Below are 23,063 nucleotides of genomic sequence, written 5' to 3'. Positions count from 1 at the left end.
GCCATGAAGTTCGACACCCCCGCAACCAAGAATCCCATCGACCAGCTCAAGGTCGTCGGCCAGCCGGTGAACCGCATCGACGGGCTGCTCAAGACCACCGGCACCGCGCCCTACGCCTATGAACGGCACGATGTGGCGCCCCACGCGGCCTACGGCTTCGTCGTGGGCGCGGCCATCGCCCGCGGCCGCATCCGCAGCATTGACCTGGCCGATGCCCGCCGCGCGCCCGGCGTGCTGGCCGTCGTCACCGCGCAGTCGGCCGGCCAACTGGGCCAGGGCAAGATGAACACCGCGCCGCTGCTGGCCGGCCCGCAGGTCGATCACTACCACCAGGCCGTGGCGCTGGTGGTCGCAGAGACCTTCGAGCAGGCCCGCGCCGCTGCGCAGCAGGTGCGCGTGGATTACGAGCGCGCACCCGGCCGCTACGACCTGGCTGCCGCCAAGGACGGGGCCACCCCGCCCGAAGACATCAACGGCGATGCGCCCGACACGGCCGTGGGCGATTTCGCCGGCGCCTTCGCCGCCGCCGCCGTGCAGGTGGACGCCAGCTACACCACGCCCGACCAGTCGCACGCCATGATGGAGCCGCACGCCACCGTCGCCGCCTGGCAGGGCGATGCGCTTACGGTGTGGACCTCCAACCAGATGATCGCCTGGGGCCGGCGCGAGCTGGCCGCCACGCTGGGCATTCCCAAGGACAAGGTGCGGCTGGTGTCGCCCTTCATCGGCGGCGGCTTCGGCGGCAAGTTGTTTTTGCGGGCCGACGCGTTGTTGGCCGCGTTGGGCGCACGCGCGGCGAAGCGGCCGGTGAAGGTGGCGCTGCAGCGCCCGCTGATGATCAACAACACCACGCACCGCCCGGCCACCATCCAGCGTGTGCGCATCGGCGCGGAGTCGGACGGCAAGATCACCGCCATCGGGCACGAATGCTGGTCAGGCGACCTGCCCGGCGGCAAGGCCGACAGCGCGGTCGATCAGACCCGCCGGCTCTATGCGGGCGCCCACCGGATGACCGCCACGCGCCTGGCCGAACTGCACTTGCCCGAGGCCAATTCCATGCGCGCGCCGGGCGAGGCCACCGGCCACATGGCGCTGGAGATCGCCATGGATGAGCTGGCCGACGAGCTCGGCATGGACCCGGTGGAATTGCGCATCCGCAACGACACGCAGGTCGTGCCCGACACCACCGGCGAGAAGCGCCCCAAGGGCGCCACGGGCGAGCGCCCCGTGAAGCCGTTCTCGCAACGCCAGCTGGTGGAGTGCCTGCGCCTGGGCGCCGAGCGCTTCGGCTGGAGCGATCGCAGCGCGCGCCCGGCGCAGCGCCGCGACGGCCGCTGGTGGGTGGGCATGGGCGTGGCGTCGGCCTATCGCGGCGCGCCGGTGACGAAGTCGGCCGCGCGCGTGCGGCTGGACGGCGAGGGCCACATCACGGTGGAGACCGACATGACGGACATCGGCACCGGCAGCTACACCATCATCGCCCAGACCGCCGCCGAGATGATGGGCGTGCCGCTCTCGCGCGTCGCGGTGCGGCTGGGCGATTCGGACTTTCCCGTCTCGTCCGGCTCGGGCGGCCAGTGGGGCGCTGCCAGCGCCACGTCCGGCGTCTATGCCGCCTGCGTGAAGCTGCGCGAGGCCGTGGCCGGCAAGCTGGGCCTGGACCCGGCCGCCGCGCGCTTCGCCGACGGGCAGGTCCTGGCCGGCGGCCGCAGCCTGCCCCTGGCCGACGCCGCCCGCGACGCCGAACTGACGGCCGAGGACGGCATCGAATTCGGCGTGCTGGAGCAGCAGACGCAGCAGTCCACCTTCGGCGCACACTTCGTCGAAGTGGGCGTGGACGCCTTCACGGGCGAGGTGCGCGTGCGCCGCATGCTGGCCGTGTGCGCGGCGGGCCGCATCCTCAACCCCAAGTCGGCGCGCAGCCAGGTGATCGGCGCCATGACCATGGGCGTGGGCGGGGCGCTGATGGAGGAGCTGGCCGTGGACACGCGCCTGGGCTTCTTCGTGAACCACGACCTCGCCGGCTACGAGGTGCCGGTGCATGCGGACATTCCGCACCAGGACGTCGTTTTCCTGGACGAGCCCGACCCGCGCGCATCGCCCATGAAGGCCAAGGGCGTGGGCGAGCTCGGCATCTGCGGCGTGAGCGCGGCCATCGCCAATGCCGTCCACAACGCGACCGGCGTGCGCGTGCGGGACTATCCGGTCACGCTCGACAAGCTGATCGGCAGCCTGCCGCCCGTGGCATGAGGCCCGGCATGGAACCGGGCACGCCTGCGCAGAATCCCGCCGGCCATGGCACGGGCGGCGCTGCCATGGATGACCTGGACAGCCGCGTGCTGCGCAGCGCCAGCGCCTGGGTGGCGGCGGGCATGCCCGCCGTGCTCGTCACGGTGGTGCGTACCTGGGGCTCGGCGCCCCGGCCGCCCGGCTCCCTCATGGCCATCAACGAACGCGGTGAGACCGTGGGTTCGGTGTCGGGCGGCTGCATCGAGGACGACCTGATCGACCACATCCATCAGGGCGGCGTGGCCTCGCTCAGCGCCACGGGGCTGCCCACCGTGCTGCGCTACGGCATTTCGGCCGACCAGGCACATCGCTTCGGGCTGCCGTGCGGCGGCACGATGGAGCTGGTGGCCGAGCCGCTTTCCGCCCGCAGCCAGCTGGCGGAACTGCTCGGCGCCTGCCAGCGCCGCGAACACACGGCACGCCTGCTGGACCTGCGCACCGGTGGCGTGGCGCTGGAGCCTGCGGGGCCGGAAGGCCCGCCGCGGCTTGATACCCAGGCCGGCACGCTGCGCAGCACCTTCGGGCCGCGCGCACGGCTCGTCGTGATTGGTGCGGGCGACCTTTCGGCCTTCCTCTGCCAGATGGCGCTGGGCCTGGGCTTTGAGGTCATCGTCTGCGACCCGCGCGCCGAGCACCGCGCCACCTGGTGCGTGCCGGGGGCCACGCTCAGCCACGAAATGCCCGACGACCTCATCCTGCGCCTGCGGCCCGATCCCCGCACCGCCGTGGTGGCCCTGACGCACGACCCCAAGCTCGACGACCTGGCCCTGATCGACGCGCTGCAGTCGCGCGCCTTCTACGTCGGCGCCATTGGCTCGCGCCGCAATGCCGCGCTGCGCGCCGAACGGCTGCAGACGCATTTCGGCCTTTCCAGCGCCGATCTGCAGGCGCTGCACTGCCCGGCCGGGCTCTACATCGGCAGCCGGACGCCCGCGGAAATCGCCCTGTCCATCATGGCGGAGGTGGTGGCGGCCAAGAACGGCGTGCCGATCGCCACGCAGGCTCGGGTGGCCGCCGCCAAGCCACTGCATGCCGCGTGACGACAATGCGGGCATGCCGCTGCACGAGCCTGAACGACATCCTTTGAGCCCATTGCCGCCCTGCGCCATCGTCCTCGCTGCCGGCCTGGGGCGGCGCATGGGCGGCTGGCCCAAGGCCGCGCTGCGCATCGGCGGCAAGAGCCTGCTCGAACGGCTGACCCAGGCCTTTCGGCAGGCCGGCGTGGCCGAGATCAGCGTGGTGCTGGGGCCGTATGCCGATGTGCTGCAGCCCTTGGCCGCGGCGGCCGGGGCGCAGCCGCTGCGGCACGCCGCGCACGGCTCCACACTGGTGGATTCGCAGCGCCTGGCGCTCCAGGCCCATGCCGCCCGCCATCCGGGCCGCGACCTGATGCTCGTGCTGGCCGATCTGCCGCTGCTCACCGCGGCACCCTTGCACCCGCTGCTGCAGGCCTGGGCGTCGCGGCCCGCGGGGGTGCAGGCCCTGGTGCCGACCGTGGAGGGCGTGCAGGGCCATCCGGTGCTGCTGTCGTGGCAGGCCGTCGAAGAGATCCGCAGCCAGCCGGCGGACCAGGGCGTGCGCCACTGGATGGCCCGTCATGCCGCGCAGGTGCTGCGCCTGCCATGCAGCGATCCGGGGCACGTCTTCGACCTGGATACGCCCGATGATCTGGCCCGCCTGCGTGTGTTGCTGGAGCGTGAGCCGGTGGACGGCGGGCCTGAGCCCGTGCGTTGATCTCTAGGCGCTGCGCAGTTCGGGCTCCTCGGCGCCTGCCCCTGCAAGGGCCACAGCGCTGTCCACCACAGCCGGATCGTTGGCCGCGACCGTGCGGCGTTTGCGGGCGCGGCGCACGAAGTCGGGATGGAAGCAGCGCCGGCTGCCGTCCGCGAAGGACACGGTGACCGATTGCGGATCGAATGCGGTCACCGTGCCTTCGCCATAGCGCTTGACGCGCACCAGCGCCCCGAGTTCGAAGGGGGGCGTGGCGGCAGCCAAGACTGCGGCTTGCTGCGTGGGGGGCGCCGTGTCAGCGCTGGTCGGGACCTGTGTGCCGCCCGCGAAGGGGTGCAGCTTGTGCGCCGCAACGGCGCCCATGGTTTCAGCCGCAGCCTTGCGGTCGGGGCGCGCCGCACGGCTGGCCGTGGCACGCCGCACGGCGTCGGTAGGTGCCGGTGCGGCTTCAGGCGCCACGGGGTGGGGCGACAGCGCACGCTGGGCTTCGGCCTGGGCCTGGGCCATGCGCCGGCAGTTGTCGCAGACGCCGCAGGGTTCCGCCTCGTCGTTCTGGCTCATGTAGGAGAGCAGCAGCTGCCAGCGGCAGCGTCCGGTCTGCGCGTAGATGACCATGCGCTCCAGGGCTTCCTGGTCGTGCTCGCGCTTTTGCACGTAGTCGTCCACCAGCTCGGCCAGGGCGTCCGCGCTCAGGTCCTGGCTGCGCAGCGTGACGTGGCCCCGTGCGTTCTGCACGGCGATGCGCCGGCGGCGCAGCAGGCTGAGCGCCACCTGCAGCTTGGGGCGCGGGCGGTCCAGCACACCCTGCAGGCTGTCCAGGTCCCAGCCGGCGCTGTTGCCGGGCGGCGGGTCCTGCAGCGCTTCGTAGAGGGCGGAGAGGTCTTCCAGCGTGGGGTAGCGTCCGGCCAGGAAGAACTGCTGCACGGCCTTGTCCTTGCGCAAGTAGAGCAGGGTGCAGTCGGCGGGCTGGCCGTCGCGGCCGGCGCGGCCGGCTTCTTGATAGTAGGCGTCGAGCCCGCCCGGCATCTGGTAGTGGACGACGAAGCGCACGTCCTGCTTGTCGATGCCCAGGCCGAAGGCGTTGGTGGCGACGATGATGCGCGTGTCGCCGCGCATGAAGCCGTCCTGCGCCGCGCTGCGCTCGGCCGACGGCATGCGGCCGTGATAGAGGCCCGCGGACTCGCCCTTGGAAAGCAGCAGCGCATGGACGGCCTCGGCCGCCTTGACCGTAGCCGCATAGACGATGCCCGAGCCGCTGGCTTCGCGCACGGTGCGCAGCAGGCAGTCGTTCTTCTCGGCCTCGGTGGTCAGTTGCGCGGCGTGGAAGCGCAGGTTGGGGCGGTAGGTGCCGGTGTCGAGCACGCCGGCGGCCGGAATGCCCAGCTGGCGGCGGATGTCCTGCGCCACGGCGCCGGCGGCGGTGGCCGTCAGCGCCAGCACGGGCGGGCGGCCCAGGCGCGGCAGGGCCTGGGCGATGTCGAGGAAGGCGGGGCGGAAGTCGTGCCCCCATTGCGAGATGCAGTGCGCCTCGTCCACCACCAGCAGTCCCACCGGGCCGCTGCCGCAGAGCAGGTCCATGAAGGCGGCGTCCTTGAGGCGCTCGGGCGTGGTGAGGATGATGCGGGCGCTACCGTTGCCGATGGCCGCTTCCGCCTGCTGGGTTTCGGCGGTGGAGAGTGCGCTGTGCAGCTGCACGGCGGCCACGCCGCAGGCGCGCAGCGAATCGCACTGGTCGCGCATGAGCGCGATCAGCGGCGAGACGACGACGGTGCGCGTGTCGGTCAGCACGGCCGGCAGCTGGTAGCACAGAGACTTGCCCGCACCGGTCGGCATGATGGCCAGGGTGTTTTCGCCCTCCAGCACGCGTTCGATCACCTCGCGCTGGCCGGGACGCAGGCTGCTCAGCCCGAACACGTCCTTGAGTGCCGTGCGGATGCGTGCCTGGCTGGGGCGGCGCGGGGCGCCGCTGGCCTTCACGGTGGATGCGGGGGACGTTTTGCGGCGGGGCGCGGCGGTGCTGCGTGCAGCGGAAGAAGCAGGCATGGTGTGATCAGCGATGGAAACCGCGCGGTGCACGGCCATGGCCCTGATGGTGGTGCGCGCCACCATTCCGCTGCGTGGGACGACGCTTACGCCCGCTGTCGTCCCGTAGCGCAAGCCGGGGGATGGACCTGGGCTTCAGCGCACGCACTCCAGCAGCCGCGCGTTGAAGGCGGGCAGGTCGTCCGGCTTGCGGCTGCTGATCCAGCGGCCGTCCACGCAGACTTCCTGGTCCACCCAGGTGGCGCCGGCATTGCGCAGATCGGTCGCCAGGCTGGGCCAGCTCGTCAGGGTGCGGCCTTGAACCAGGCCGGCGTCGATCAGCAGCCAGGCCCCGTGACAGATCACGGCGATCGGCTTGCCGGCCTCGTCGAAGGCGCGCACGAAGGCCTGGGCCGCTTCCTCGGTGCGGAGGGTGTCGGCATTGAGTACGCCGCCGGGCAGCACCAGCAGGTCGAAGTCGTCCGCCCGGGCCTGGGAGAGCGGCAGATCGACGCTGATGCGGTCGGCCTTCTCGTCGTGGTTGAAGCCCTGCACGCTATCGGCCTGGGGCGAAATGACGGTGGTCTGCGCGCCGGCCTGCTGCAGCGCGTCGCGCGGGCTGGTCAGCTCGACCTGTTCGAAGCCGTCGGTGACGAGGATGGCGACCTTGCGGCCAGGTTGCGAGGAAGCGGTGGCGGTGTTCATGCTCATGGCAAGGGGTCCTTCTGGTGGGAGGGGAGAGGTTCGGCGTTGTGGAGGAGCGCCGAACGGGGTGCCCATCCTGTGGTGGACGTGCACCCGACTCAGGTAGGAAAACGGCGTGCGCTGGCGTGGACGCGAGCACCCGTAGGCGGCGGCTGACATCACCGTGCGGCGGCGCCCGCCGCACTGCCTGAAAAGGCCCCGCCAGAATCTCGGCATGCAAGCGCAGAAGGCACCGTTCACTACGTACACGGCATTGGGTCGTGGGGTCAGGCAGGGTGCGTCGGGGCGCTGCTCCCTTTTCGTGACTCCATGCCGCCTGCCGCGCTGAGCCTTCCGCAGCAGCCCGGCAGCGAGTCGGCCGGAGACCTCATCGTCGCCCGGCCCCAGGGCCTGTATTGCCCGGCTGGCGACTTCTACATCGACCCTTGGCGGCCGGTGGAGCGCGCGGTCATCACGCATGGCCATTCCGACCATGCCCGCATGGGCCACGCGCACTACTTGGCGCACACCGACAGCGCCGGCACACTGCGCCAGCGTCTGGGCTCGGGCATCGACCTGCAGACGCTGGCGTACGGCGAGGCCATCGACCACCACGGAGTCAAGCTCTCGCTGCATCCGGCCGGCCACGTGCTGGGCTCGGCCCAGGTGCGGCTGGAGCACGCGGGCCGCGTCTGGGTCGCCTCGGGCGACTACAAGACCCAGGACGACGGCACCTGCACCCCGTTCGAGCCCGTGCGCTGCGACACCTTCATCACCGAATCCACCTTCGGCCTGCCCATCTACCGCTGGCCCACGCAGGCCGAGCTGTTCGCCGGCATCGACGCCTGGTGGCGCGCCAACGCGCAGGAGGGGCGCCCCTCGGTGCTCTTCTGCTATGCCTTCGGCAAGGCCCAGCGCATCCTGCACGGGGTGGACCGCAGCATCGGGCCCATCGTGGTCCACGGCGCGGTGGAGCCGCTCAACGCCGTCTATCGCGCGGCCGGCGTCGATCTGCCGCCCACGCTGCGCGCCACCGATCCCGAGGTCACGCCCCAGCTGCTGAAGACGGCGCTGGTGCTGGCACCGCCCTCGGCCCAGGGCACGCCGTGGATGCGCCGCTTCGCCCGCCATTCCGACGCCTTCGCCAGCGGCTGGATGCAGCTGCGCGGCACGCGGCGGCGGCGCGGGGTGGACCGGGGCTTCGTCATGTCCGACCATGCCGACTGGCCGGGCCTGCAGTCGGCCATCGGCGCGACCGGGGCCGAGCGCGTCTTCGTGACCCACGGCAGCGTGTCCATCCTGGTGCGCTGGCTGCGCGAGCAGGGGCTGGATGCGCAGTCCTTCCACACCGAATACGGCGACGAGGACGAGCAGCCGACTGCACCGGGTGAGGTTGCACCGGAATCCAACGCAGACCCGGAGGCGCCCGGCCCATGAAGGACTTCGCTGCGCTCTACCACGCGCTGGACGCCAGCACCTCCAGCCTCGCCAAGCAGGCTGCGCTGCAGGCCTATCTGCGTGCCGCCGTGCCGGGCGATGCGGCCTGGGCCGTGTATTTTCTGGCCGGCGGCAAGCCGCGCCAGCTGCTGCCCACCAAGCTGCTGCGCACTTTCGCCCGCGAGGCGGCGGGCCTGCCCGAATGGCTGTTCGACGAAAGCTACGACGCCGTGGGCGACCTGGCCGAAACCATCGCCCTGCTGCTGCCCCCGCCCGCGCAGACCCACGCGCTGGGCCTGGCCGACTGGATGGAGCAGCACCTGCTGCCCCTGCGCGGCCAGCCGCCCGAGGCGCTGCAGCCGCTGCTGCGCAGCCAGTGGGCGGCGCTCGCGCCCGATGAGCGGCTGGTCTATTTCAAGCTCATCACCGGCGCCTTCCGCGTGGGCGTGTCGCGGCTGCAGGTCACGCAGGCGCTGGCGGCGGTGAGCGGCGTCGATGCCAAGCGCATCGCCCAGCGCCTCATGGGCTACACCCACATCGGCGCCCGACCCATGGCCGATGATTACCTGCGGCTGGTGGCGGCCACGGCCGACGATGGCACCGACGGCGCGGCCGACGGCGAGCTGCGCGGCCATCCGTACCCGTTCTTCCTCGCCCACCCGCTGCAGCTGGCGGTGGAGCAGTTCGACGCCGCGCTGGGCCCGCCCGCCGACTGGCTGGTGGAATGGAAGTGGGACGGCATTCGCGCCCAGCTGGTGCGCCGCGCCGCGGCGGACGGATCGGCCCAGGGCACCTGGCTCTGGTCGCGCGGCGAAGAGCTGGTGAGCGACCGCTTTCCCGAACTCCAGGCCCTGGGCGACGCGCTGCCGCCCGGCACGGTGCTGGACGGGGAGATCGTCGTCTGGCGCGCCGCGGAGGGCGATGCGCCGGCCCGCGTGCGCCCCTTCGCCGACCTGCAAAAGCGCATCGGCCGCAAGACCCTGGGCCCCAAGCTGCTGCGCGATCTGCCCGTGGTGCTGCTGGCCTACGACCTGCTGGAAGAGGGCGGGCAAGACCTGCGCGCCCTGCCGCAGCACGAGCGCCGCGCCCGGCTGGAAGCCCTCGTCGCCCGCCACCCGCACCCGGCCCTGGTCGCCAGCCCGCGGCTGCAGGGCGGCACCTGGCAGCAGCTGGCCGAGCAGCGCGAGGGCGCCCGCGCCCTGGGCGTGGAGGGCATGATGCTCAAGGCCCGCGGCGCGCAGTACGGCGTGGGCCGCACCAAGGACGTGGGTGTCTGGTGGAAGTGGAAGATCGACCCGCTCTCGGTCGATGCCGTGCTGATCTACGCCCAGCGCGGCCACGGCCGGCGCGCCAGCCTCTACAGCGACTACACCTTCGCCGTCTGGGACGGCCCGCCCGAGGCGCCCGGCCGGCAGCTCGTGCCCTTCGCCAAGGCCTATTCGGGCCTGACCGATGCCGAGATGGCGCGGGTGGACGCCATCATCCGCAAGACCACCGTGGAGACCTTCGGCCCCGTGCGCAGCGTGCGGCCCACGCTGGTGTTCGAGCTGGGCTTCGAGGGCATCGCCCACAGCGCGCGCCACAAGAGCGGCATCGCCGTGCGCTTTCCACGCATGCTGCGCTGGCGCGAGGACAAGCCCGTGGCTGAAGCCGATTCGCTGCAGACCTTGTCCGCTCTGCTGCCGCAGGCCGATCAATGACTGCGGTTTGCTCCGGTATTGATAGCTGCTCGCGCTTGAATTGCAAGGGCTGCAGGCGCATTCGGCGCCCATAATCGCAGGCCATGAACGCCAGGCAGCTTGTCTCCCGCTGGTTCGCCGAACGCGGCTGGAAGCCCTTCGCGTTCCAGCGCGAGGTCTGGCGCGCCATCGCCGCCGGGCAGAGCGGCCTGCTGCACGCCACCACGGGCGCGGGCAAGACCTATGCGGTCTGGCTCGGTGCGCTGCAGGCCTTCGCCGATGCGAAACCTGCACGAAAACGGGCCGCAGCGCAGGCGGAATCTGGACATACAGCTATTGAAAGCATAGCGAAGGCGCGGCGCCCTCAGCCCGCACCGCTCACCGTGCTCTGGCTCACCCCCATGCGCGCCCTGGCCGCCGACACCCTGCGCGCCCTGCAGACCCCGCTGGATGCGCTCGCGCCCGACCACCCCGTGCTGGCCCGCTGGACGGCCGGCGCCCGCACCGGGGACACCACCAGCGGCGAGCGCAGCGCCCAGCAGCGCCGTCTGCCCACCGTGCTGGTGACCACGCCCGAGAGCCTGTCGCTGCTGCTGGCCCGCGCCGATGCGCGCGAAACGCTGGCCACCGTGCAGCTGGTGGTGGCCGACGAATGGCACGAGCTGCTGGGCAACAAGCGCGGCGTGCAGGTGCAGCTGGCCATCGCCCGGCTGCGCGGCTGGAACCCTGCGCTGCGCGTCTGGGGTATGTCGGCCACGCTCGGCAACCTGCCCGAGGCGATGCAGGCCCTGCTGGGCGAGCCCGAGGCCGGCCAGCCCGCCGGCGTGCTGGTGCAGGGCCAGGTGGACAAACGCCTGGTGGTGGACACGCTGCTGCCCGACCACCCGGAGCGCTTTTCGTGGGCGGGCCACCTGGGCCTGGCCATGCTGCCGGCCGTGGTGCGCGAGCTGGCTTCGTCCGGCACCACCCTGGTCTTCGTCAACGTGCGCTCGCAGGCCGAGCTCTGGTACAAGGCCATCCTCGATGCGCGACCCGACTGGGCGGGCGAGCTGGCCATCCACCACGGCTCGCTGGACCGGGCGGTGCGCGAATGGGTGGAAGCGGGCCTCAAGGCCGGCCGCCTGCGCGCCGTGGTCTGCACCAGCAGCCTGGACCTGGGCGTGGACTTCCTGCCCGTGGAGCGCGTGCTGCAGATCGGCTCGGCCAAGGGCGTGGCGCGCCTCCTGCAGCGTGCCGGGCGCTCGGGCCATGCGCCGGGGCGGCCCTCGCGCATCACCCTGGTGCCCACCCACAGCCTGGAATTGGTCGAGGCCGCCGCCGCCCGCGCCGCCGTGCGAGCCGGCCAGGTCGAGCGGCGCTCCAGCCCGCGCCGCCCGGTCGATGTGCTGGTGCAGCACCTGGTCACCGTCGCCCTGGGCGGCGGCTTCGAGCCGGAGGCGCTCTACGCCGAAGTGCGCCGCACGGCCGCCTACCGCGACCTGCCGCGCGAGGTCTGGCAGTGGTGCCTGGACTTCGTCCACCGGGGCGGACCCTCGCTCGCCATCTACCCCGAATACCAGCGCGTGGCGCCGGGCGACGACGGTGTCTGGCGCATGCCCAGCCCGCGCCTCGCGCGCCGCCACCGCGCCAACATCGGCACCATCGTGAGCGACGCCAGCATGAGCGTGCAGGTGCTGCACGGCGCCCGGCTGGGCAGCATGGAAGAGAGCTTCCTCTCGCGCCTCTCGCCCGGCGACTGCTTCGTGTTCGCGGGCAACGTGCTGGAGCTGGTCCGGATCGAAGACATGACCGCCTATGTGCGCCGCGCCGCGCGCGGGCGGCCCACCGTGCCGCGCTGGGGCGGCTCGCGCATGCCGCTGTCCACCGTGCTGGCCGACTTCGTGGTGCGCCAGCTGGCCCGCGCCGCGGCCGGCGACTTCGGCGAGCCCGAGCTGCGCTGCGTGCGCCCGCTGCTCGACGTGCAGCAGCGCTGGTCGGCCCTGCCCACGCCCGGCACCCTGCTGGCGGAAACCCTGCGCACGCGCGAAGGCTGGCACCTCTTCCTCTACCCCTTCGCCGGCCGGCACGCCCACGCCGGGCTGGCGAGCCTGTTCGCCTGGCGCGCCGCGCAGGGCCAGGCCGGCACCTTCTCCATCGCCGTGAACGACTACGGCCTGGAACTGCTCAGCGCCACCGAGCGCGACTGGGCCGCGCTGCTGCCCGGCCTGCTGCGCACCGAGGCGGCCGGGCCCCCGGCCGCAGCCGAAGCCCCCGGCCTGGGGGCCGACGAGGCCCTGGCCATCCGCAACACGGCCAACGCCCTGGCCGACGCGGATGCGGGCGAAGAGCAAGAGGGCGCCGCCGCCCGCCGCGCCCTGCTGCACGAGGTGCTGGCCAGCCTCAACGCCACCGAAATGGCGCGCCGGCGCTTCCGCGAGATCGCCCGCGTGGCCGGCCTCATCTTCCAGAGCCACCCGGGCGAGCGCCGCAGCGCCCGCCAGCTGCAGGCCTCGTCGCAGCTCTTCTTCGAGGTCTTCCGGCAGTACGACGCGGCCAATCTGCTGCTGCGCCAGGCCGACGAGGAGGTGCTGAGCCAGGAACTGGACGTGGCCCAGCTGCTGGCCGCGCTGCGCCGCATGCAGGCGCAGCGGCTCGAAGTGCGGGCGCTGGTGCGGCCCAGCCCCTTCGCCTTTCCGCTGATGGTGGAGCGCTTCCGCGAAAAGCTCAGCAACGAAGAGCTGGCCGACCGCATCGCCCGCATGCTGGCCCAGCTCGACGGCGCGGCCGACGTGCCGGCCGGCGAGGGCGAACCCGCCGCCCCGCGCGTGCAGGACGTGGTGCCCGCCGATCCGCCCGAGCGGCCACGCCGGCGACGGACGGCGGGCAAGGCGGGGACGGCAGGCCAGGCCGCGCCCGAGGCCGCAGAGGCCGTGGCGCCGGTGGAGCCCGGACCGCTGCAGGCTACAGCCGCCTCGGTGCGGCGCATGCTCGACTTCTCGCTCACCAGCGCCGAGGTGCCCGAGGGCGCCGCCAGCCTGCGCCGACCCCGCCGCGAGCGCAAGCCCTCGCGCCCCTTGCCGCCCTTGTGAGGCGGCTGGCTACCATCGGCGGCATGCCTTCCGTTTCTGCAACCGCGCCCTTCGTTCCCGATCCGCTGACGGGCTCACACGCCCTGCAGATCGCAGGCGAAGCTGTGCGGCTGCTGCCCGAGCGCGCCCTGTGGTGGCCCGCCGCCGGCACGGTGTTCGTGGCCGACGTGCATCTGGGCAAGGCCGCCACTTTCCGTGCGCGCGGCATTCCGGTGCCGGGCGGCACCACGCAGGGCAACCTGCAGCGGCTGACGGGTTTGCTGGACGGTCTGGGCGCGCAGCGACTGGTGGTGCTCGGCGACTTCCTGCATGCGGCCGAGGCGCGGAACCCCGCGCTGCTGGAGGCGCTGGGCGGCTGGCGTGCGCGGCATGCCGGCGTTGCCATGGTGCTGGTGCGCGGCAATCACGACGGGCATGCGGGTGATCCGCCCCCTCACCTGGACATCGCCGTGGTGGACGAGCCCTGGCACACCGGCCCGTTCGCCGGCTGCCACCATCCGCAGGCCCATCCCACCCAGCATGTGCTGGCAGGCCACGTGCATCCGTCCACCGTGCTGCGCGGGCCGGGGCGCGACGCGGTGCGGCTGCCGTGCTTCGCGGTGACCGGGCAGCTCACGCTGCTGCCGGCCTTCGGGCTCTTCACTGGCAGCGCCGGGTTGGCCTCGTCGCCGGAGCGGTGCCTGTTCGCCGTGGGCGGCGGGCGGGTCTGGCCGGTGCCGGCAGGCCGCTAACCCGCGCGCGAGTGCATGGCGCGGTGGCATCGCTGTGCGCGCCCGCCAGGTGTTCACGCACCCGGCGCGGAAGCCATGTGAACGCGATTGCCACCGCTTTTTTTCGACTGGTACATCGCCTCGTCGGCATGCACCAGCAGGCGGTGCTCTTCATCGCCGTGGTCGGGGTAGCTGGCAATGCCGATGCTGGGCCGGATGTGCAGGCGGTTGCCCCGCAGGTCGAACGCGTTCCCGAAGGCGCCCCGTATCTTCTCGGCCGTGCGGGTGGCGTGCTCTGCCAGATGGCAGTCCTCGATCAGCACCACGAACTCGTCGCCGCCGAGCCGGGCCACGGTGTCCGACGCCCGCACGCATTCCAGCAGGCGCTGAGCCACGCGCTGCAGCAGCAGGTCGCCCATGGAGTGCCCCAGCGTGTCGTTCACCTCCTTGAAGCGGTCCAGGTCGATGAACAGCAGCGACAGCGAATGCTGTTCACGCCGAGCCCGCGCCAGTGCGGTCCTGAGGCGGTCCAGGAACAGCTGGCGGTTGGGCAGCTGCGTGAGCGGGTCGTATTGCGCCATGTGCCGAAGGCGCTCGAGCATCTGCTTGCGCTCGATGGCGGCCGTCACCTGGCTGGAGATGAACTGCAGCAGTTCCTTGTCCTCTTCGGTGTAGCGCATCGTGTCCGAGTAACCCTGCAACACCAGCACGCCCAAGATGCCGCTGGAGGCTTGCAGCGGCAGGCCCAGCCATGAATGCGGCTGAGGCTCGGGCAGGTGAGCCTTTCGTGCCGCGAAGGCTTCGGGGGTGAGCAGCAGCGTGGCCCCGGTACGGATCACCTCGGCGCAAAGCGGAGCTTCGGCCAGCGGCAACGGAGGTGGGGCAGCGTGGTATTCGTTGGCGTAGTAAGGAAAGCTCAGCGTCTGCGCCGTGGCGTCATAGAGCGCGACGGAGAGATTGGTGGCGGGCAGCAGCCTGCCGATGATCCGGTGGATGCGCTCGAGCAGCGACTCCAGCGTGGGTTCGGTCTGCGCTGCCTCCGAAATATCGTAGATCGCCGCCTGCAGCGCTTCGGTGGCCTTGCGCTCGGTGATGTCGTGCGCAACGGCCAGGCGAACCTGGTGCTCCTCGATCCAGCGCGCCGTCCAGCGGATGTGGGCGATGCGCCCATCCTTGCGGATGTAGCGATTCTCGAAGTTGAGCTGGAGCTCGCCAGCGCTGACGCTCCGCGCCTGCTTCTGGGTGACGGGCAGGTCCTCGGGATGCACCATGTCCAGCATGCGCTTGCCGATCACCTCCGCTGGCGCGTAGCCGAAAATGCGCTCGAAAGCGGCGCTGACGAAGACGATGGTGCTGTCCTGCTCGACGACGCACACGGCGTCGAGCAGCATGTCCATGATGTTGATGGGCGAAATGCGTTGCATGAGGCAGGGATACGTCTCGTGGCCGCATCCATTGTGCCGCGATGGCCATGGTCGCAGCCGCCAGCGAGCTTGAGGGTGCGGCGTGGGCTCCGCAGGATTCCGTGCAAGATACACCACGGCACTGGCGATGGCGATGGCGCTGGCGCCCGGGCGAGCGGCGTCAGCCGCGACAGACCGTCGCTGGTGCGGCTTGCGATGCCGCCCCGCCATCCCCCCTCCACGCAGGCGTTGCAGCGCGGCCCCGGCTACGACCCGTGACACTAGAATCGCGCCCTTTGCCCGCCCGGGAGCGCCGGAACCGCCCATCATGAACATCGTCGTCAACGAAGAACTCAAGGCCTACATCGACCCGCTTACCCCGCAGGAACACGAGGCGCTGGAGCGCAGCATCCTCGCCGAGGGCTGCCGCGATGCATTGGTGCTCTGGGGCGATCTGCTGATCGACGGGCACAACCGCTACGGCATCTGCACCCAGCACGGCCTGCCGTTCAACACGGTGCAGGCCACGCGCTTCCAGACCATGGAAGACGTCCACCTCTGGATGATCGACCAGCACCTGGGCCGGCGCAGCGTGTCGGACTTCCAGCGCGGCGTGCTGGCGCTGCGCAAGAAGGAGATCGTGCAGGCGCGCCAGGCGCGTGCGGCAGCCGCCCCGCCCGAGGGCGATGCGCCTGGGCCCGACGCCGCGACGGCACCCGCCGCGGCTCCCGCGGCCGCGGCCGGCGAGGAGTCGCTGGCCAGCCGCGAAGCCATCGCCCGCGCGGCGCGCATCAGCAGCAGCCAGGTGTTGATGATCGAAAAGATCCGCAGCCAGGCGGCGCCCGAGGTGGTGGAGGCCGTGAAGTCGGGCGTGATCTCCATCAACGCCGCGGCGGCCGTGGCCACGCTGCCGCAGCAAGAGCAGGTGGCGGCGGCCACGGCCGGCAAGGATGAACTGCGCCAGGCCGCCAAGCGCGTGCGCGAAGCCAGGCGCAAGCCGGCCGTCACGGCTGTGGCCGACGAGGGCGCGGCCGCGTCCGAAGGCGGCGCCAGCGCAGCCACCCCGGCCGACGAACTGAGGACCCTGCGCGAACGGGTGGCTGCCCTCACGGCCGAGAACGCGGCGCTGCGCGCGAGGCTGCACGCCCTGGGTGTTCAGGACGCCGAAGCGCCGTTCTGAGCGCGCCTGTTGACATCCATCAGGGAGGGGGCGCCGCCCGAGCCTGCGCGCGCCCGTTTGCGAGGCCGTTTGCAGGTCTTTGCCTACAGGAGGGCAGACCGTACGCCTCTATCATCCGCCACCGTTCCCATTACCCCCCCCCATTTCCGTGAACTCCTCCGTGGATGAAGACAAGCGGCGCCTAGAGCGCTTCGCCATGCCCCTGCGCCTGTTCGTGGGCTTCATGTTGGCCGCCCTGGCCACCGTGGTGATCGCACTGTTCACCTACCAGAGCAGCCAGGATCGTGCGGCTGCCGTGAACCGAATGAACCGGTCGGTGGAGGTGATATCGCAAGTGCAGGCGGTGCTGGCGACGCTCAAGAACGCCGAGACGGGCCAGCGCGGCTACCTGCTGACCGGCAAGGAGCGCTATCTGGCGCCGTATGAGTCTTCCGTGAAGTCGCTCGGTGCTGAGTTCGCTGCCCTCAAGCAGGCGCTTGCCGACAGTCCCGAACAGCTGGAGCGTCTGGATAACGTCCAGAGCATGTCGGCGCAGAAGATGGGCGAAATGCTCCGCACCATCGAATTGCATCGGCAGGGCAAGGTCTCTGACGCGTTGGAACTGGTGCAGAGCGACCAAGGCCTGGAGCTGATGAACAAGCTGCGCGCCGCGCTGCGCGAGATGCTGGTGGCGGAGAACGATTCGCTGAACCGGTACCGCGATTCGTGGGAGCGCGCGGCCTCCTACGGCGCTTATTTCACCTGGGTCAGCGCGCTGGTTCTGCTGCTGCTGATCTGCGCCTCTGCCGCCATGACCGCGCTGGACTATCGCAACAAGGCGCGCGAGAACTGGATCAAGAGCGGCCTGGTCGCGCTGGGGGCCCGGTTGCAGGGCGACCACCGCCTGGAAGAGTTGGGCCAGCGGGTCGTGGAGTATTTGGCGCAGCGCATGGGTGCCAAGGTCGGGGCGGCCTATTTGACCGAAGGCCATGGCCTCTTTCAGCGCATGGGAGGCTATGGGCTGGAGGACGGACAGCACAAGAACCGGGTGGTCAAGGGAGAAGGCTTGCTGGGACAGGCCGCGCAGTCCCGCGAATTGCTGCATGTGCGGGATGTTCCAGAGGGCTATCTCCCCATCACCTCCGGCCTGGGCCGAGGCCAGCCGGTCGAAATCGTCATCGTGCCCGCGCTGCTGTTCGGGGCCGTACACGGTCTGATCGAACTCGGCTTCTTGCGCAAACTCACGCCCACCGATATCGATTTTCTCCAGCGTGCGGCCGAGCAGGTAGCCCTTTCGCTGCGCTCTGCCAGCGACCGCACGCAGCTGGAGGCGCTGTTGTCCGAAACCCAGCGCCAGGCCGAAGAGTTGCAGGCCCAGCAGGAGGAGCTTCGCGTCAGCAATGAAGAGCTGGAGCAACAAAGCCGCGTGCTGCAGGAATCGCAGGCCCAACTGGAGGCGCAGCAGGCCGAGCTGGAGCAGACCAATGCCCAGCTGGAAGAGCAGACCCAGCAGCTCGAATACCAGAAGCAGCAGCTGCTGCGCGCGCAGGACGCGCTGGGCGACAAGGCTCGCGACCTGGAACTGGCCAGCCAGTACAAGAGCGAGTTCCTCGCCAACATGAGCCACGAGCTGCGCACCCCGCTCAATTCCAGCCTGATCCTGGCCAAGCTGCTCTCCGATAACAAACAGGGCAACCTGACGCCGGATCAGGTTCGATACGCGCAGACTATTCTGGGCGCGGGCAACGACCTGCTCGCCCTCATCAACGACATTCTCGATCTGTCCAAGATCGAGGCCGGGCAGGCCTCCATCTCGGTGGAGACAGTCCATGTCGCGCGCTCGGTGCAGGGTTGGGTCGAGCCGCTGCGAGCACTGGCCGAGGACAAGGGCCTGCGCCTGCATTCCAGCGTGGACCCGTCCGTGCCCGCGACCATCCAGTCCGACCCGCAGCGTCTTGGCCAGGTGCTCAAGAACCTGCTGTCGAACGCGCTCAAGTTCACAGAGCATGGCGAAGTCACGCTGCGCGTGCTGCAGCAGGCCGACGGCATGGTGGCTTTCGAAGTGCAGGACACCGGCATCGGCATAGCCGAGCATCAGCAGGCACTGATCTTCGAGGCTTTCCGCCAGGCCGATGGCAGCACCCACCGCAAATATGGCGGCACGGGACTGGGCCTCTCGATCTCGCGTGATCTCGCCCAGTTGCTGGGCGGCAGCATCCGCGTGCAGAGCGCGCCCGGAAAGGGCAGCACCTTTACGCTGCTGTTGCCCGTTCAGGCGCCCGAGTCAGCCAGCGTTCCCGAGAAGAAACCCGCTGCTGCAGCCACCCCCGCCGCGCCGCAGGCCATGCCGGTTGCCAGAGGCACGGATACGCAGGCGCTTCCCCCGGAGGCGACACTGCCCCAGCCCCCCGTGCCCCGGCGCTCCAGCGGGGTGAAGGATGACCGCGATCAGCTCGAGGCTGGCCGGCGCACGATGCTGGTCATCGAGGATGACCACCGCTTCGCCCGCATCCTGTACGAGCTTGCACGCGAGATGGGCTTCCAGTGCGTGGTGGCCCACGCCGGCGGCGAAGGCCTTGCTGCGGCGCTGGAGTACCAGCCTCAAGCCATCGTGCTCGACATGAACCTGCCGGACCTGTCCGGCCTGGGCGTGCTCGATCAGCTCAAGCGCAACCCGGCCACCCGGCACATCCCGGTGCATGTGGTGTCGGTGGCCGACTATGCGCAAGAGGCTCTGGGGCGCGGCGCCGTGGGCTACGCGTTCAAGCCGGTCAAGCGCGAAGAACTGGTGCAGGCGCTCGAGCGCATGGAAGCCAAGTTCACGCAGAGCCTGCGCCGCGTGCTGGTGGTGGAAGACGACGAGCGCCAACGCGAGAGCGTGGGCCACCTGCTTGCCAACGGCGACGTGGAGATCGTAGGCGCGGGGACCGCTCGCCGTGCGTTGGAACTGTTGCGCTCCAGCACCTTCGACTGCATGGTGATGGACCTGAACCTGCCCGATCTGAGCGGCTACGAGCTGCTGGAGCAGATGGCCGGCCAGGAAGACGTGGCCTTTCCGCCGGTCATCGTCTATACGGGCCGCTCGCTCACGGCGGCCGAGGAGCAGCAGCTGCGGCGCTTTTCCAAGTCCATCATCATCAAGGACGCACGTTCCCCCGAGCGCTTGCTGGACGAGGTCACGCTGTTCCTGCACCAGGTGGAGTCGGCCCTGCCAGTGGAGCGGCGCAAGATGCTGCAGGTGGCCCGAGACCGCGACTCCAGCTTCGAGGGCCGCACCATCCTGATCGTGGAAGACGACGTCCGCAACGTGTTCGCGCTCTCCAGCGTGTTGGAGCCGACCGGCGCGCGGGTCGAGATCGCCCGCAACGGGCGCGAGGCCCTGGAGGCGCTGGAGCGTGCCCAGGGCGCGGGCGGCACCCCGGTGGACATGGTGTTGATGGACATCATGATGCCGGAGATGGATGGTTTCACCGCCATGTCCGAGATCCGCAAGCGGGCCGAATGGCGCCGCCTGCCCATCATCGCCCTCACCGCCAAGGCCATGAAGGACGACCAGGAGAAGTGCCTGGCCGCAGGTGCCAACGACTACATCGCCAAGCCGCTCGACGTCGAGAAGCTGCTCTCCCTGGTCCGCGTGTGGATGCCCAAATGATGGTGATGGAGAGAGATGCCACCGTGCCGCAGCGCAAGAAGACCTTCGACATCGAGCAGCAGCTGCTGATCGAGGCGATCTACCACCGCTACCACTACGACTTCCGCAGCTATGCGCAGGCCTCGCTCAAGCGGCGCCTGCAGACGGCACTCACCCGTTTCGACTGCCGCACGCTGTCGCAGCTGCAGCACCTGGTGCTGCACGAGCCCGAGGTGTTCCCGGCCATGCTCGAATACCTCACGGTGCAGGTGAGCGAGATGTTCCGCGACCCCGCCTACTTCAAGGCCTTGCGCGAGAAGGTGGTGCCTTTCCTGCGCACCTACCCCTCGCTCAAGATCTGGGTGGCGGGCTGCAGCACGGGCGAGGAGGTGTATTCGCTCGCCATCCTGCTGCGCGAGGAAGGCCTGCTCGAGCGCACGCTGATCTACGCCACCGACATCAACGCCAGCGCGCTGCAGAAGGCCGAGGCCGGCATCTACGACATCGAGCGTGCGCGCGGCTTCACCGAGAACCATGCCGCCTCGGGCGGGCGCAGTTCCCTCTCGGAGCACTACACCGCCGCCTATGGCCGCATGCTGATCGACAAGACGCTGCGCCGGCACATCGTGTTTTCCGATCACAGCCTCGCCACCGACAGCGTGTTCGCCGAGATGCAGCTCGTGTCGTGCCGCAACGTGCTGATCTATTTCGACCGCGACCTGCAGAACCGGGCCCTCTCGCTCTTCGAGGAGGCGCTCTGCCATAAGGGCTTTTTGGGACTCGGCTCCAAGGAGTCGCTGCGCTTTTCCACCCAGGCGGCGAATTTCGATGGCTTTGTGCCCGAAGAGCGCATCTACCGCAAAAAGGCAGGGCTGTGAACGCACTGGGCGATGAGGTGGGCCAGGGCCGCGGCCTGGCCGCCCTGCCGGATGAGCCCCTGCAGGTGGTGGTGATCGGCGGCTCGGCGGGCAGCATCGACGCGCTCGCGGTGCTGCTGCCGGCGCTGCCTGCCACGCTGCGCGCGGCCGTGGTGGTGGTGGTGCATCTGCCGCGCGAGCGGCCCAGTCTGCTCAGCCAGATATTCCAGCCGCGCTGCGCCCTTCCTGTACGCGAGGCCCAGGACAAGGAGCCGCTGGAGCCGGGCACCATCTATTTCGCCCCGCCCGACTACCATCTGCTGCTCGACGCCGGCCCGACGCTGGCGCTGTCGGTCGACGACCCGGTGCATTTCTCGCGCCCTTCGATCGACGTGCTGTTCGAGACCGCAGCCGATGCCTGCGGCAGCGGCTTGCTTGCCATCCTGCTCTCGGGCGCGAATGCCGATGGCGCGCAGGGGCTGGCAGCCGTGCAGGCCGCCGGTGGCACCACGCTGGTGCAGCTGCCTGCCAGCTGTGCCGTGCCTTTCATGCCCGAGGCTGCTCTTGCCGTGATGCAGCCGGGCCACATCATGACGCCGGAGGGCATGGCTGCGCTGCTGCTCGAATGGCATTCAGGGAGACGTCTGTGATTCTTTCCTCTGCTCCTGCCTCCCACGCAGGCGCTGTGGCCCAGCCACCGCGCGTGAAGTGCCTCATCGTCGATGACGTCCAGGAGAATCTGATCGCGCTGGAGGCGCTGCTGGGCCAATGCGATGTGGACATCCTCAAGGCTGCCTCCGGCCCGCAGGCGCTGGAACTGCTGCTGCGGTACTCGGATGTGGCGCTGGCGCTGCTGGATGTGCAGATGCCCGAAATGAACGGCTTCGAGCTGGCGGAGCTTTTGCGCTGCAGCGAGCGCACGCGGCACATCCCGCTGATCTTCATGACCGCCGGATCGCGCGATCAGAACTGGCAGTTCAAGGGCTATGAATCGGGCGCGGTGGACTTTCTCTACAAGCCCATCGACCCGCATATGCTGGTCAACAAGGCCAATGTCTTCTTCCAGCTGCAGCAGCAGAAGCTGGCGCTGGCCCGCGAACTGCAGGAGCGCACGGAGGCATTGCGCGTCAACGACATGTTCATGGCCGTGCTCAGCCACGACCTGCGCGGCCCGTTGAGCGCCATCCTCGCGTCTGCCGTGGTGCTGCAGCGTCCTCACGACGCCGAGAAGGTGCCTCTGTTGGCCGGCAAGATCCAGGCGAGCGGCCGGCGCATGAGCCGAATGATCGAAGACCTGCTGGATGTGACGCGGGTGCGGCAGGCCGGCGGCCTGGTCATGAGCCGCAGCGAACTGGCCGACCTGGGCGACGCGGCCGAGCGCACCGTGCAGGAGCTGCGCGACACCCACCCCGAGCGCTCCATCGAGCTGCAGTCGCATGGCGATCTGCACGGCTGGTGGGACGGAGAGCGGCTCTGCCAGGTGATCGCCAACTTGCTGGGCAACGCCGTCCACCACGGTACGCCGGACCGGCCCGTCAGCCTCCTGCTCGACGGTAGCGCACCGAACGAGGTGGTGCTGCGCACCAGCAACGGCGGCACCATTGCGCCGGAGCTGCTCCCCCATCTCTTCGACCCGTTCCGGGGCAGCGCTCAGCAACTCGCGCCCGGCAAGCACCGGGGGCTCGGGCTGGGTCTCTACATCGTCCACCAGATCGTGCTGGCGCACGAGGGCCGCATCACGGTGCAGTCGGAAGGCGGTGTTACGGAGTTCGAGGTGCGACTGCCGCGCAGCCACAGCGGGAGTGCTGCGGCGCGCTGATGCGGCGCGGTGCGGCCTGAGTTGCTGGGTGGCTCAGGCCGGCGTGGGCGCTTGGTGGGCGGTCTGCGCTTCGTCCAGCAGGCGGTCGAGTGCATCCATCTCGAAGGGCTTGGCCAGTGAGCGGACGTTCGGCCCCAGGGCCCGCAGATCGTCGCCCAGCTGATAGCCTGAGCACAGCACCACCCAGCGTGCACGGTCCTGCGCTAGCAGCTTGCGGGCCAGCTCAGCACCGGACATCCCTGGCAGGCTGACGTCGGATATGACCAGATCGAAAGGCGCCTGGGCATCGAGCCTGAGCGCCTCCTCGGCGGTGGCGCAGCTGACGATCTCGCGCCCATCGCTTTCCAGCAGCAGGCTCATGGCATCCCGCAGTTCGCAGTTATCTTCGACGTACAGCAGGCGCAGGGTTGTCATGCAGGCAGCGCAGAGCGCTGTTAGTGGGTGGGTTGGGAGTGCGGGGAGGGTGCCATCACTGCCGCCACGAGCCGTGTGCTGAAGGGAAGCGCCCCAGCCCGGCCCTATGCGGTGATATCGACCGATTTTCTGCGACTTCACCCCATCGACCTGTAGGACA

The 23,063-nt window shown here is 70.2% G+C and carries 16 protein-coding genes; 12 read left to right on the top strand and 4 right to left on the bottom strand.

Features of this window, described 5'->3' with window-relative positions; translation table 11 throughout:
- Positions 1-3: 3 nt before the first annotated feature.
- From paoC to AC3A84_RS18445, 3 genes are all read left to right on the top strand, one after another.
- Positions 4-2,250: an aldehyde oxidoreductase molybdenum-binding subunit PaoC gene (gene paoC, locus AC3A84_RS18455; protein WP_487971470.1), complete on the top strand. Its 2,247-nt coding sequence runs from the start codon at positions 4-6 to the stop codon at positions 2,248-2,250.
- Positions 2,251-2,315: 65 nt separating this feature from the next.
- Positions 2,316-3,329, top strand: coding sequence for an XdhC family protein (locus tag AC3A84_RS18450; protein ID WP_487971505.1), 1,014 nt, complete (start codon positions 2,316-2,318; stop codon positions 3,327-3,329).
- Positions 3,319-4,023, top strand: a complete 705-nt coding sequence (locus AC3A84_RS18445; protein ID WP_487971469.1) for a nucleotidyltransferase family protein — start codon at positions 3,319-3,321, stop codon at positions 4,021-4,023. The genes AC3A84_RS18450 and AC3A84_RS18445 overlap by 11 nt, the downstream gene beginning before the upstream one ends.
- Before the next feature lie 3 nt (positions 4,024-4,026).
- On the opposite strand, the gene AC3A84_RS18440 is transcribed toward AC3A84_RS18445, so the two are convergent.
- Both AC3A84_RS18440 and AC3A84_RS18435 read right to left on the bottom strand, forming a co-directional pair.
- Positions 4,027-6,063 (bottom strand): RecQ family ATP-dependent DNA helicase, encoded by a 2,037-nt coding sequence (locus AC3A84_RS18440; RefSeq protein WP_487971468.1) that lies wholly within the window; start codon positions 6,061-6,063, stop codon positions 4,027-4,029.
- Positions 6,064-6,198: 135 nt separating this feature from the next.
- Complete coding sequence (locus tag AC3A84_RS18435) at positions 6,199-6,753, bottom strand: type 1 glutamine amidotransferase domain-containing protein (RefSeq protein WP_487971467.1); 555 nt, start codon at positions 6,751-6,753, stop codon at positions 6,199-6,201.
- Between the two features lie 303 nt (positions 6,754-7,056).
- Here AC3A84_RS18435 and AC3A84_RS18430 point away from each other — a divergent pair, with 303 nt between their 5' ends.
- From AC3A84_RS18430 to pdeM, 4 genes are all read left to right on the top strand, one after another.
- Positions 7,057-8,163 carry a ligase-associated DNA damage response exonuclease gene (locus AC3A84_RS18430; RefSeq protein ID WP_487971466.1) on the top strand — a complete coding sequence of 369 codons (1,107 nt, stop codon included), beginning with the start codon at positions 7,057-7,059 and terminating at the stop codon, positions 8,161-8,163.
- Positions 8,160-9,863: an ATP-dependent DNA ligase gene (locus AC3A84_RS18425; RefSeq protein WP_487971465.1), complete on the top strand. Its 1,704-nt coding sequence runs from the start codon at positions 8,160-8,162 to the stop codon at positions 9,861-9,863. Before AC3A84_RS18430 ends, AC3A84_RS18425 begins: the two co-directional genes overlap by 4 nt.
- Before the next feature lie 83 nt (positions 9,864-9,946).
- Positions 9,947-12,910 (top strand): ligase-associated DNA damage response DEXH box helicase, encoded by a 2,964-nt coding sequence (locus AC3A84_RS18420; protein ID WP_487971464.1) that lies wholly within the window; start codon positions 9,947-9,949, stop codon positions 12,908-12,910.
- A 23-nt stretch (positions 12,911-12,933) separates the two neighbouring features.
- The gene (gene pdeM, locus AC3A84_RS18415) at positions 12,934-13,641 is read left to right on the top strand and encodes a ligase-associated DNA damage response endonuclease PdeM (protein ID WP_487971463.1); all 708 of its coding nucleotides are present in this window, start codon (positions 12,934-12,936) and stop codon (positions 13,639-13,641) included.
- Between the two features lie 53 nt (positions 13,642-13,694).
- Here the strand turns inward: pdeM and AC3A84_RS18410 are convergent, their stop codons facing one another.
- Complete coding sequence (locus tag AC3A84_RS18410; protein WP_487971462.1) at positions 13,695-15,044, bottom strand: diguanylate cyclase domain-containing protein; 1,350 nt, start codon at positions 15,042-15,044, stop codon at positions 13,695-13,697.
- Positions 15,045-15,351: 307 nt separating this feature from the next.
- On the opposite strand from AC3A84_RS18410, the gene AC3A84_RS18405 reads away from it, so the two are divergent.
- The 5 genes from AC3A84_RS18405 to AC3A84_RS18385 all read left to right on the top strand — a co-directional run bounded on the left by AC3A84_RS18405 (position 15,352) and on the right by AC3A84_RS18385 (position 22,489).
- Entirely contained in the window at positions 15,352-16,203 is an 852-nt protein-coding gene (locus AC3A84_RS18405) for a ParB N-terminal domain-containing protein (protein WP_487971461.1), read from the top strand.
- Positions 16,204-16,399: 196 nt separating this feature from the next.
- Positions 16,400-19,834: a response regulator gene (locus AC3A84_RS18400; RefSeq protein ID WP_487971504.1), complete on the top strand. Its 3,435-nt coding sequence runs from the start codon at positions 16,400-16,402 to the stop codon at positions 19,832-19,834.
- Positions 19,834-20,691: a CheR family methyltransferase gene (locus AC3A84_RS18395; protein WP_487971460.1), complete on the top strand. Its 858-nt coding sequence runs from the start codon at positions 19,834-19,836 to the stop codon at positions 20,689-20,691. Before AC3A84_RS18400 ends, AC3A84_RS18395 begins: the two co-directional genes overlap by 1 nt.
- Positions 20,692-20,696: 5 nt before the next feature.
- Positions 20,697-21,320, top strand: a complete 624-nt coding sequence (locus AC3A84_RS18390) for a chemotaxis protein CheB (RefSeq protein ID WP_487971503.1) — start codon at positions 20,697-20,699, stop codon at positions 21,318-21,320.
- The gene (locus tag AC3A84_RS18385) at positions 21,317-22,489 is read left to right on the top strand and encodes a hybrid sensor histidine kinase/response regulator (RefSeq protein WP_487971459.1); all 1,173 of its coding nucleotides are present in this window, start codon (positions 21,317-21,319) and stop codon (positions 22,487-22,489) included. Before AC3A84_RS18390 ends, AC3A84_RS18385 begins: the two co-directional genes overlap by 4 nt.
- Positions 22,490-22,522: 33 nt before the next feature.
- Here the strand turns inward: AC3A84_RS18385 and AC3A84_RS18380 are convergent, their stop codons facing one another.
- Complete coding sequence (locus AC3A84_RS18380) at positions 22,523-22,894, bottom strand: response regulator (protein ID WP_487971502.1); 372 nt, start codon at positions 22,892-22,894, stop codon at positions 22,523-22,525.
- Positions 22,895-23,063: the final 169 nt, after the last annotated feature.

The organism is Paracidovorax sp., assembly GCF_057642795.1.
This window is presented reverse-complemented; position numbering and strand designations above follow the sequence as displayed.

Coding starts and splice junctions, on each gene's coding strand:
- AC3A84_RS18395 (WP_487971460.1), top strand. CDS start 19,834: ATGGTGATGGAGAGAGATGCCACCGTGCCGCAGCGCAAGAAGACCTTC.
- AC3A84_RS18450 (WP_487971505.1), top strand. CDS start 2,316: ATGGATGACCTGGACAGCCGCGTGCTGCGCAGCGCCAGCGCCTGGGTG.
- paoC (WP_487971470.1), top strand. CDS start 4: ATGAAGTTCGACACCCCCGCAACCAAGAATCCCATCGACCAGCTCAAG.
- AC3A84_RS18445 (WP_487971469.1), top strand. CDS start 3,319: ATGCCGCGTGACGACAATGCGGGCATGCCGCTGCACGAGCCTGAACGA.
- AC3A84_RS18420 (WP_487971464.1), top strand. CDS start 9,947: ATGAACGCCAGGCAGCTTGTCTCCCGCTGGTTCGCCGAACGCGGCTGG.
- AC3A84_RS18440 (WP_487971468.1), bottom strand. CDS start 6,063: ATGCCTGCTTCTTCCGCTGCACGCAGCACCGCCGCGCCCCGCCGCAAA.
- pdeM (WP_487971463.1), top strand. CDS start 12,934: ATGCCTTCCGTTTCTGCAACCGCGCCCTTCGTTCCCGATCCGCTGACG.
- AC3A84_RS18425 (WP_487971465.1), top strand. CDS start 8,160: ATGAAGGACTTCGCTGCGCTCTACCACGCGCTGGACGCCAGCACCTCC.
- AC3A84_RS18430 (WP_487971466.1), top strand. CDS start 7,057: ATGCCGCCTGCCGCGCTGAGCCTTCCGCAGCAGCCCGGCAGCGAGTCG.
- AC3A84_RS18435 (WP_487971467.1), bottom strand. CDS start 6,753: ATGAGCATGAACACCGCCACCGCTTCCTCGCAACCTGGCCGCAAGGTC.
- AC3A84_RS18400 (WP_487971504.1), top strand. CDS start 16,400: ATGCCCCTGCGCCTGTTCGTGGGCTTCATGTTGGCCGCCCTGGCCACC.
- AC3A84_RS18410 (WP_487971462.1), bottom strand. CDS start 15,044: ATGCAACGCATTTCGCCCATCAACATCATGGACATGCTGCTCGACGCC.
- AC3A84_RS18405 (WP_487971461.1), top strand. CDS start 15,352: ATGAACATCGTCGTCAACGAAGAACTCAAGGCCTACATCGACCCGCTT.